10 protein-coding genes are annotated in these 9,155 nt (G+C 70.2%); 8 read left to right on the top strand and 2 right to left on the bottom strand.

The genetic code is table 11. From position 1 onward, the window contains the following. Positions 1-44 precede the first annotated feature (44 nt). On the top strand, positions 45-653 hold the full coding sequence (locus EAT49_RS02715; RefSeq protein ID WP_123640825.1) for an SAM-dependent methyltransferase: 609 nt from the start codon (positions 45-47) through the stop codon (positions 651-653). Positions 654-696: 43 nt separating this feature from the next. Here EAT49_RS02715 and bmt read toward each other — a convergent pair whose 3' ends face one another. Both bmt and EAT49_RS02705 read right to left on the bottom strand, forming a co-directional pair. Then, positions 697-1,728, bottom strand: a complete 1,032-nt coding sequence (gene bmt, locus EAT49_RS02710; protein WP_123640723.1) for a betaine--homocysteine S-methyltransferase — start codon at positions 1,726-1,728, stop codon at positions 697-699. Between the two features lie 94 nt (positions 1,729-1,822). Beyond that, positions 1,823-2,140: a DUF1476 domain-containing protein gene (locus EAT49_RS02705; RefSeq protein ID WP_123640722.1), complete on the bottom strand. Its 318-nt coding sequence runs from the start codon at positions 2,138-2,140 to the stop codon at positions 1,823-1,825. A gap of 191 nt (positions 2,141-2,331) precedes the next feature. Here EAT49_RS02705 and purC point away from each other — a divergent pair, with 191 nt between their 5' ends. Genes purC through EAT49_RS02670 form a run of 7 tightly spaced genes read left to right on the top strand, consistent with a single transcriptional unit; the run spans position 2,332 to position 8,725 of the window. Then, positions 2,332-3,093: a phosphoribosylaminoimidazolesuccinocarboxamide synthase gene (gene purC / locus EAT49_RS02700; RefSeq protein ID WP_123640721.1), complete on the top strand. Its 762-nt coding sequence runs from the start codon at positions 2,332-2,334 to the stop codon at positions 3,091-3,093. 43 nt (positions 3,094-3,136) lie between these two features. After that, positions 3,137-3,367, top strand: coding sequence for a phosphoribosylformylglycinamidine synthase subunit PurS (gene purS / locus EAT49_RS02695; protein ID WP_123640720.1), 231 nt, complete (start codon positions 3,137-3,139; stop codon positions 3,365-3,367). Continuing rightward, the gene (locus EAT49_RS02690) at positions 3,367-4,407 is read left to right on the top strand and encodes a zinc-binding dehydrogenase (RefSeq protein ID WP_123640719.1); all 1,041 of its coding nucleotides are present in this window, start codon (positions 3,367-3,369) and stop codon (positions 4,405-4,407) included. The genes purS and EAT49_RS02690 overlap by 1 nt, the downstream gene beginning before the upstream one ends. 1 nt (position 4,408) lies before the next feature. Next, on the top strand, positions 4,409-4,906 hold the full coding sequence (locus EAT49_RS02685) for a hypothetical protein (RefSeq protein ID WP_123640718.1): 498 nt from the start codon (positions 4,409-4,411) through the stop codon (positions 4,904-4,906). Next, complete coding sequence (gene purQ / locus EAT49_RS02680; RefSeq protein ID WP_123640717.1) at positions 4,903-5,571, top strand: phosphoribosylformylglycinamidine synthase subunit PurQ; 669 nt, start codon at positions 4,903-4,905, stop codon at positions 5,569-5,571. Before EAT49_RS02685 ends, purQ begins: the two co-directional genes overlap by 4 nt. A gap of 45 nt (positions 5,572-5,616) precedes the next feature. Then, positions 5,617-7,377 carry a sensor histidine kinase gene (locus EAT49_RS02675; RefSeq protein ID WP_123640716.1) on the top strand — a complete coding sequence of 587 codons (1,761 nt, stop codon included), beginning with the start codon at positions 5,617-5,619 and terminating at the stop codon, positions 7,375-7,377. 16 nt (positions 7,378-7,393) lie between these two features. Further along, positions 7,394-8,725, top strand: coding sequence for a sigma-54-dependent transcriptional regulator (locus EAT49_RS02670; RefSeq protein WP_123640715.1), 1,332 nt, complete (start codon positions 7,394-7,396; stop codon positions 8,723-8,725). The last annotated feature ends 430 nt before the right edge of the window (positions 8,726-9,155 follow it).

Raw genomic sequence — 9,155 nt, 5'->3', positions numbered from 1 at the left:
GCTTTCCTCTCGCCCTCGCCGCGCCGGGCTGGCAGGGTGCCGCCATGGCATCGGATTTCTGGAACGAACGCTACGCGGCCTCGGAGGGCTATCTCTTCGGCACCGAGCCCGCGGCCTTCCTGGCGGCCCAGGCCGCGCATCTGCCGCCCGGTTCCGAAGTGCTCTGCGTCGCGGACGGCGAGGGGCGGAACTCGGTCTGGCTCGCCGCACGGGGCCACCGTGTGACGGCCTTCGATGCCGCCGCCGCCGGGGTGGAGCGGGCGCGGGCGCTGGCCGCGGAGCGCGGTGCCGAAGTGGCGCACGAGGTGGCGACGATCGAGGGCTGGGACTGGACCCGGCCCTTCGATGCCGTCGTGGCGATCTTCATCCAGTTCCTCGACCCCGCGGCGCGGGAGGCCGCCTTCGTCCGGCTCGGCGGGGCGGTGCGGCCCGGGGGGCTTCTGCTGCTCCACGGCTATGCGCCGCGGCAGGTGGGCTATGGCACCGGCGGCCCGCCCGCCGCCGAGAACATGTATACCGAGGAGCTGCTCGCCGCGGCCTTCGCGGGATGGGAGATCCTTCGGCTGGCCGATTACGACGCCGAGATCCACGAGGGGCGGGGGCATTCCGGCCGCTCCGCCCTCGTCGATCTCGTGGCGCGCAAGCCGGGCTGACCAGAGCCGCAGGGTGCGCGTCCATGCGCGCCCCGACGCCCTGTCAGACCCGCCGCCTGCCGCGCCGCTCGCGGGCGGGGGCGCCGGAGGTGTCGCCGGTCCCGTCGTCGGCGGAGGAAAACGCCCCCAGGGATCCCGCGATCTCCTCGAGTGTGGGGGCGGGGCCCGGGGCGCGGGTCTCGAGGGCGGCGCGCATGGCGCGCAGGTGGTCGGGCGTCGTGCCGCAGCAACCGCCGATGATCCGCGCGCCCGCATTGCGGGCCATCACCGCATAGTCGGCCATCAGCTCGGGCGTGCCGTCGTAATGGATGTGGCCGTCGTGGTACTTCGGAATCCCCGCGTTCCCCTTGGCGATGACGGGCAGTTCCGGGCCCGCGGCGGCAAAGCCCAGAACAGTGCGCAACAGATCCGAGGAGCCTGTCCCGCAATTGGCACCGAAGGCGCGCGGCGGGTTCGGCAGCTTGCCCACCATGCGGACCATGGCGCTCGAGGTCATGCCCATCATCGTGCGTCCCGCGGTGTCGAAGCTCATCGTGCCGCACCAGGGCATGTCCGCGAGGGCGAAGGCCTCTGCGGCGGCGCGGAATTCCTCGGGGGCCGAGATCGTCTCGAGCCAGAGCACGTCGACGCCCCCGGCCTTCAGCGCCTCGGCCTGTTCGTGGAACATCTCGACGGCGGCCTCGTGGGTCAGCGTGCCCATGGGGGCCATGATGTCGCCCGTGGGCCCGACGGAGCCCGCGACGACGACCGGGCGGCCCGCGCCGTCGGCGACCTCGCGGCCGATCTCCGCGGCGGCGCGGTTGAGTTCGTCCACCCGGCCCTGCGCGTCATGAAGCTTCAGCCGCGAGGCGTTGCCGCCGAAGCTGTTGGTCAGGAACAGGTCCGATCCCGCCTCCACCGCGCCCCGGTAGAGCGCGGCGATCCGGTCCGGATGCTCCACGTTCCACAACTCGGGCGCATCGCCCGACTGCAGCCCCATGTTGAAGAGCGTGGTCCCGGTGGCCCCGTCCGCGAGGATCCAGTCGCGGGCGGCAAGCATCCGGTCGAGCGGGGTCTGGGCTGAAGCCTCAAGCATGGCGCGTCTCTCCAGGGGTCATTGCCCCCCGTGCCATGCCGCCCGGGCGGGCGCAAAGGCAAATCGCGCGGGCGGCGGCCCGGACGGCGTCCGGTCAGCCGGCTTCCTGCATCAGCTGGGCCTTGGCCTCCGTCAGGCATTCGGCCATCTTCGCGCGGATCTCCGCGTCGGTCGCCCGGTCGCCCAGATCGCCCGTGAGCTTGCGCACGACGTCCTCGTGGCCGGCCTCCTCGAAATCGGCCTTGACCACCTCCATGGCATAGGCCTGCGCCTCGTCGCCGGACTTGCCCAGAAGACCCGCGGCCCAGAGGCCCACGAGCTTGTTGCGGCGGGCCTCGGCCTTGAACTGCATTTCCGCGTCATGGGCGAATTTCGCCTCGAAGGCGTGTTCGCGGTCGTCAAAGGTGCTCATGGTCGGTCCCCCGGCACAACATTCATCCCTTGGCCCGGGATATGGCCCAGTGCGCGCGCCCATGCAACCGCGCCCGTGCCGCAGGCGGGCGCGGGGCGCGGCGCTTGGCAAAGCGGGGGTCTTGGCATATGGGGAAGCCTCGCGTCCCTGCCGCAACCCGGCGGGGCGTCCCCTGATTGCCGAGGTTCCGGATGGCGCGCCGAAAGAAGATCTACGAAGGCAAGGCGAAGATACTCTACGAAGGCCCCGAACCGGGCACGCTTGTCCAGTATTTCAAGGATGACGCCACCGCGAACAATGCCGAGAAACACGCGGTGGTCGAGGGCAAGGGGGTTCTGAACAACCGCCTGAGCGAGTTCTTCATGACCGGCCTCGGCCAGGTCGGCATCCCGACCCATTTCCTGCGCCGCCTGAACATGCGCGAGCAGCTGGTGCGGCAGGTGGAGATCATCCCGCTCGAGGTGATCGTGCGCAATTTCGCCGCGGGCTCCATGGCGCGCCGGCTCGGGATGGAGGAGGGCACGCCGCTGCCGCGCCCGATCATCGAGTTCAGCTTCAAGGACGACAAGCTGGGCGATCCGCTGGTTCCCGAGGAATACATCATCGCCTTCGGCTGGGCGACCCAGGCCGATCTCGACGACATCGTGGCGCTGGCGCTGAGGGTGAACGACTATCTCTCGGGCGTCATGTACGGCGTCGGCATCAAGCTCGTCGACTTCAAGATCGAGGTGGGCCGTGTCTGGGACGGCGATTACCAGCGCCTCGTCGTGGCCGACGAGATCAGCCCGGACAGCTGCCGGCTCTGGGACATGAGCTCGGGCGAGCGGCTGGACAAGGACGTGTTCCGCAAGGACCTCGGCAATCTCACGGATGCCTATACCGAGGTGGCGCGGCGTCTGGGCGTGATGCCGTCCAACGCGACGCACATGCCGAAACCGACGCTGATCAATTGACGGCGCGGGCGGGCAAGGTCCTGCCGGCGCGAGGGGAGGGGCCATGAAGGCGCGGGTGACGGTCATGCTGAAATCCGGGGTTCTCGACCCCCAGGGCGAGGCGGTGCGCCATGCCCTGGGCGCGCTGGGATTCTCCGGCGTGGAGGGGGTGCGGCAGGGCAAGGTCATCGAGCTCGACCTCGCCGAGGGCACCACCGAGGCCGAGGTGGACGAGATGTGCCGCAAGCTCCTCGCCAACACGGTGATGGAAAGCTACCGGATCGAGTTCCCCTGATGCGCGCGGCCGTGCTGGAGGCCGTCCGCCAGCCGCTCGTCTGCCGCGAGATCGCCTCTCCCGACTGTCCGCCCGATGGCGTGGTCCTGCGGGTGCTGGCCTCGGGTGTCTGTCGCAGCGACTGGCATGTCTGGACCGGCGCGGACCCGGTGCCGCTGCCCTTCGTGCCGGGGCATGAATTCTGCGGCGAGATCGTGGAGACCGGCCGGGAGGTCGCGGGCTGGACCCCGGGCGAGAGGGTCGTGGCGCCGTTCATCCTGGCCTGCGGCGCCTGTCCCGATTGCGCCTCGGGCCACCAGACCGTCTGCGCGCGGCAGGTGCTGCCGGGCTTCACCGCGCCGGGGAGTTTCGCGGAATACCTGGCCGTGCCCCATGCGGCGGCGAACCTGGCGCGGCTGCCCGGGGGGCTCGATCCGGCGCTGGCCGCGGTGCTCGGCTGCCGCGCGACGACGGCCTGGGCGGCGCTGACCGGGCCGGGGCGGCTTCAGGGCGGCGAGTGGCTGGCGATCTTCGGGGGCGGCGGCGTGGGCACGGCGGCGCTGATCCTCGGGCTGGCGCTGGGGGCGCGGGTCGTGGTGGTGGACGTGGTGCCCGGGAAGCTTGCGCAGGCACGGGCGCTCGGCGCGGAGGCGGTGGTGAACGCCCGCGACGGAGACGCGGCCGAGGCGGTGCGCGAGGCCACGGGCGGCGGCGCCCATGTGGCGCTGGAGGCGCTGGGACGGCCCGAGACGGTGGAGGCTGCGCTGCGCAGCCTGCGCCACCGGGGCCGCATGGTGCAGGTGGGCATGCCCGCCGGAGAGGCCGCGCGCATGGCGCTGCCCTGGGACGTGCTCTACGGGCGGCAATTGTCGGTGCATGGCACGCGCGGCATGGCGGCGCATCGCTATCCGTCGCTGCTGGGCCTGATCGAGGCAGGGCGGCTGGACCTCTCACCGATGATCGGACGGCGGATCGCCCTGTCGGAGGTGTCGGGCGAGCTCGCGGCCATGGACGGGCCGACGCCGCCGGGCGTTGCGGTGGTCACCGATTTCGGCGGCTGAGATGGGCGCCATCCACTTCCGGCTGGCCGCGGCCGCCTTGATGCGGGGCATGGGCTGGCGGGCGCGCTGGCGGATCGTGGTCTTCGTCTTCCCGGTGCTCTGCCTTGCCGCGGCCGCGCTGCTGGCGCTGGAGGCGCTGGTCTACCAGGTGAGGTCGGAGCGGGTGACGGGCACGGTGGTCGAGCGATACGCTTGGCCGGGAGAAACGATTTTCGACCGTGGACGGATCAATTACGAGCCGGTCTTCACCTACAGCATGAACGGTGGGGCCTACCGCGCCAGTGTCGGCAGCGGGCATTCCTCCTTCGATCTCGATATCGGCGAGACGGCGGCGATCCGCGCCATCCCGGGCCATCGCGGAAACGTGCGGATCGACAGTTTTGCGGGAATGTGGTTCGTGCCCGCCGTGGTGGCCGCGATCGGGGCGGCCGCGCTCGGGCTCGCGGCGCTGGTCTGGTCCGGGCTGACGCGGATTTTCTGGAGAGGAACGGGCGGATGAAGGCAGGCGTGATCGTCTTTCCGGGGTCGAACTGCGACCGGGACATGGCCGTGGCCCTGCGCGCTGCGGGCGCCGAGGTCGAGATGGTCTGGCACAAGGAGACAGCCCTTCCCGCGGGCCTTGATCTCGTGGCGGTGCCCGGGGGCTTTTCCTTCGGGGACTACCTGCGGTGCGGCGCCATCGCCGCCCATTCGCCCGTCGCCACGGCGCTGCGGGCCCATGCCGAGCGCGGCGGCTATGTCCTCGGCGTCTGCAACGGCTTCCAGGTGCTGACCGAAACCGGCCTCCTTCCCGGCGCGCTGATGCGCAACTCGGGGCTGAAGTTCGTCTGCCGGACCGTGGCGCTCGACGTGGTCACGGGCGACAGCGCCTTCACCGAAGCCTATGGCGCCGGCACGCGGATCGCTCTGCCCGTGGCCCATCACGACGGCAATTTCCAGGCGGACGAGGCCACGCTCGACCGGCTCGAGGGCGAGGATCGGGTGGCCTTCCGCTATGCCGAGGCGGTCAACGGAAGCGCCCGCGATATCGCCGGGATTCTCTCGGAGAACCGGCGCGTTCTGGGGATGATGCCCCATCCCGAGCGGGCGGTGGACGAGGGCCATGGCGGCACCGAGGGACAGGCGCTTTTCCGCTCGATACTGGGTGTTCTTCAGGCCGCCTGAGGTGCTGCGCTTGTGACCGGGCGGCCACGCCCGTAAAATGGATCAATGGCGAGCAAGACCGATGACATCCCGCGCGTTGGCGCGCGCTGGCCCTTGCGCACGGCATTCGCCGCACTCGTGGTCGTGGCCATCGTCACGGTCTACATCACCAACCAGTTCCTGACCGAGCGGTTCACCGAGACCACGAAGAACCGCGCGGAGATCCGCTCCACGCTCTATGTGGGCAACCTGATGAGCGAGCTGCAGCGCGCCTCCATCGTGCCGCAGCTCCTGGCGCGGGATCCGCAGCTGATCGGCGCGCTCAATTCCGCCGATTACAGCCAGTCCACCCAGCGGCTGATCTCCTTCGTCGACGAGATCGGCGCGGCCTCCCTGCTGCTGCTGGACCGCGAGGGGCGGGTTGTCGCCGCGACCGACCGCAACCGGCTGGGCGAGGGGCACCGGCAGTCGGCCTTCTTCGTTGAGGCCCTGCGCGGCTCCTCCACCGTCTTTACCACATCCCCGCGGGACGAGGGGGGCTACGCCTTCGCCTATTCGCGCAAGGTGGAGGACAAGGGCACGGGCCTCGGGGTGATCGTGGTCATGGTCGATCTGGCAAAGCTGGAGCGGCAATGGGCCGGGGTCGCCGACGCGGTGCTGATCACCGACAGCGAGGGCCGGATCGTTCTGTCGACGGAACCGCGCTGGCGGGGTCTGTCCGAGAGCGAGGCGCTGGCGCGGCAATCTGCGCCCTCGGCCATCGAACGGGCGATCCGCGTGACGCAGGACTGGTCCGCGCTGCCGATCGACGCCTACCTGCGCGGCGAGGCGGTGATGCGGGTGGAGACCCGGGTGCCGTTCCGCGGCTGGCGGATGGTCACCTTCACCACCTACGCCAGCGTGCGCGAGCGGGTGAACGGCGTGCTGGCGCTGGAGATCATGGGCTTCGCCATCCTGCTGGCGGGCGTGTTCTGGGCGATGAACCGCAAGGCCCGCAGCCGGGTGCTGTTCTTCCAGCGCGAATCGGCGGAGCTCAGGCGGCTGAACCTGCGGCTCCAGCGCGAGATCGCGGAGCGCAGGCGCGCGGAGGCGAACCTGCAGGTTGCCGAGCAGACGCTGGCCCAGTCGTCGAAGCTGGCTGCGCTGGGGGAGATGTCGGCGGCGGTGAGCCACGAACTCAACCAGCCGCTCGCGGCGATGAAGACCTATCTGGCGGGCGCGCGGCTTCTCCTGAGCCGAAAGCGGCCGGAGGAGGCGCTGTCCTCCTTCCAGCGGATCGACGACCTGATCGACCGCATGGGAGCGATCACCCGCCAGCTCAAGAGCTACGCGCGCAAAGGGGGCAGCCAGTTCGAACCGGTGGACGCGCGCGCCGCGGTCGAATCGGCACTGTCGATGATGGAGCCGCAGCTGTCGGTGCGCGAGGTGGTGATCACGAAAACCCTGCCGTCCACGCCCGCGCTGGTCTGGGGCGACCGTGTGCGGCTGGAACAGGTGATCATCAACCTGCTGCGCAACGCCCTCGATGCCACGAAACAGGCCGAGGAGCCGAAGGTGGACGTGCTTCTGGCCGTGGGCGAGACGATCCGGCTGACGGTCCGCGACAACGGTCCGGGCATCGAGGATCTCGATGCGCTGTTCGAGCCGTTCTACACGACGAAGGAGCCCGGCGACGGCGTCGGGCTCGGGCTGGCGATCTCCTCGGGGATCGTGGGCGATTTCGGTGGCCGGCTGACGGCGCGCAACGCCGCCGCCGGAGGTGCGGTGTTCGAGGTCGACCTGCCGGTGTGGCAGGACGAGGCCGACGACCTCGACGCCGCGGAATGACGAGGAGAAGGACGCTATGGCCCAGGCCATGAAGATCGCCGTCGTCGACGACGAAAAGGACATGCGCCAGTCGATCAGCCAGTGGCTGGCCCTGTCGGGCTATGACACCGAGACCTTTGCCAGCGCCGAGGAGGCGCTGAAGGGGCTGGGGCCGGATTACCCGGGCATCGTCGTGTCGGACATCAAGATGCCGGGCATGGGCGGGATGCAGTTCCTGAAGAAGCTCAAGGGGATCGACAGCGCTCTTCCGGTCATCATGATCACCGGCCATGGCGACGTGCCGATGGCGGTGGAGGCCATGCGCATGGGGGCCTGGGATTTTCTGGAGAAGCCCTTCAACCCGGACCGGATGACGGAGCTTGCCAAGAAGGCGACCCAGGCGCGGCGGCTCGTGCTCGACAACCGCGCCCTGCGGCGGGAGCTGTCGGACGGCCAGGCGATCATGTCGAAGCTGATCGGCGCGAGCCCGGTCATGGAGCGTCTGCGCGAGGATATCCTCGATCTCGGACAGGCCGACGGCCATGTGCTGATCGAGGGCGAGACGGGCACCGGCAAGACGCTGGTGGCCCATGCGCTCCATGCGGTGGGGGCGCGGGCGTCGAAGAGCTTCATCCTGCTGAGCTGCGGCGCCTTCGACGAGGAGGCGCTGACCCGGCGCCTGTTCGGACCGGCCCAGCCCGAGGAGCCGATCCCGGCGGTCGAGGAGGCGCGGGGCGGGACGCTGGTGCTCGAGGACATCGAGGCGCTGACGCCCGCGCTGCAGGCGAAGCTTCTGACCGCGCTCAACGCGCAGGGCACGCCCGCCGAGACCCGGATCATCGCGATTTCCAACATGCAGGACGAGGGCCGCACGCTGGAGGATGCGCTGCGCGCGGATCTCTTCTACCGGCTCGCCGCGTTGCGCGTCACGGTGCCGCCCCTGCGCCAGCGCGGAGAGGATATCCTGACGCTGTTCACGCGCCTGTCCGAGCAGTTCTCCGACGAATACGGCTGCACCGCGCCCGAGCTGACGGCGCAGGAGGCGGCGCAGCTTCTGCAGGCGCCCTGGCCCGGGAACGTGCGCCAGCTCGTGAACGTGGCCGAGCGCGCGGTGCTGCAGAACCGGCGCGGGACCGGGACCATCGCCTCGCTGCTCATGGCCGACAATGCCGAGACCGCCCCCGCCATGACCTCCGAGGGCAAGCCGCTCAAGGAGTTCGTGGAGGCGTTCGAGCGGATGCTGATCGACAACACGATGCGGCGGCACAAGGGCTCGATCGTGTCGGTGATGGAGGAATTGCAGCTTCCGCGCCGGACGCTGAACGAGAAGATGGCGAAGTACGGCCTGCAACGCTCTGATTACCTGTGACAGCGCCTCTCCCCGGTGGCAGGCCGCGGGCGGGCCGGGCTTGAGCCCGGCCCGCGCCCCACCGCCGCCAATTCGGCATTGTAATCGACGCGGCCTTTCCCTTATCTAGACGAACGGCCGCCGCCGCGACGCTGCGGTTCCCGGCCGGACGAATTCGCTGTTGCAGGCGCGGATGGCCCAGGCTTTTCGGGCCGCTCCTCCGACAGACCGATTGGCCTCTCGTGGGCCCGACGCACCGCCGGGAGCTAGTCGCCCGGCCCGAATTGGCCCGCGCGCGCAGGCGCCGGACCGGAGAAGAAACGCGATGAGGCGCGCGCGGCAAGACAGAGGCATGGCCGGGGTCCCGAGGGACGTCATGGCACGGCCTCCCGCATCGTCTCACGCCTTGATCAGACACGTCCGGACCTGTCCGGCGCCCCGAGGGGCGCCG

The sequence above is a fragment of the Histidinibacterium lentulum genome (genome assembly GCF_003789055.1).
Lineage (GTDB): Bacteria > Pseudomonadota > Alphaproteobacteria > Rhodobacterales > Rhodobacteraceae > Oceanicola > Oceanicola lentulus.
Note: the sequence above shows the minus strand (reverse complement) of the source record. Positions and strands in the feature narration are given on the sequence as shown.

Coding starts and splice junctions, on each gene's coding strand:
- bmt (WP_123640723.1), bottom strand. CDS start 1,728: ATGCTTGAGGCTTCAGCCCAGACCCCGCTCGACCGGATGCTTGCCGCC.
- purC (WP_123640721.1), top strand. CDS start 2,332: ATGGCGCGCCGAAAGAAGATCTACGAAGGCAAGGCGAAGATACTCTAC.
- EAT49_RS02705 (WP_123640722.1), bottom strand. CDS start 2,140: ATGAGCACCTTTGACGACCGCGAACACGCCTTCGAGGCGAAATTCGCC.
- EAT49_RS02690 (WP_123640719.1), top strand. CDS start 3,367: ATGCGCGCGGCCGTGCTGGAGGCCGTCCGCCAGCCGCTCGTCTGCCGC.
- purS (WP_123640720.1), top strand. CDS start 3,137: ATGAAGGCGCGGGTGACGGTCATGCTGAAATCCGGGGTTCTCGACCCC.
- EAT49_RS02675 (WP_123640716.1), top strand. CDS start 5,617: ATGGCGAGCAAGACCGATGACATCCCGCGCGTTGGCGCGCGCTGGCCC.
- purQ (WP_123640717.1), top strand. CDS start 4,903: ATGAAGGCAGGCGTGATCGTCTTTCCGGGGTCGAACTGCGACCGGGAC.
- EAT49_RS02670 (WP_123640715.1), top strand. CDS start 7,394: ATGGCCCAGGCCATGAAGATCGCCGTCGTCGACGACGAAAAGGACATG.
- EAT49_RS02715 (WP_123640825.1), top strand. CDS start 45: ATGGCATCGGATTTCTGGAACGAACGCTACGCGGCCTCGGAGGGCTAT.
- EAT49_RS02685 (WP_123640718.1), top strand. CDS start 4,409: ATGGGCGCCATCCACTTCCGGCTGGCCGCGGCCGCCTTGATGCGGGGC.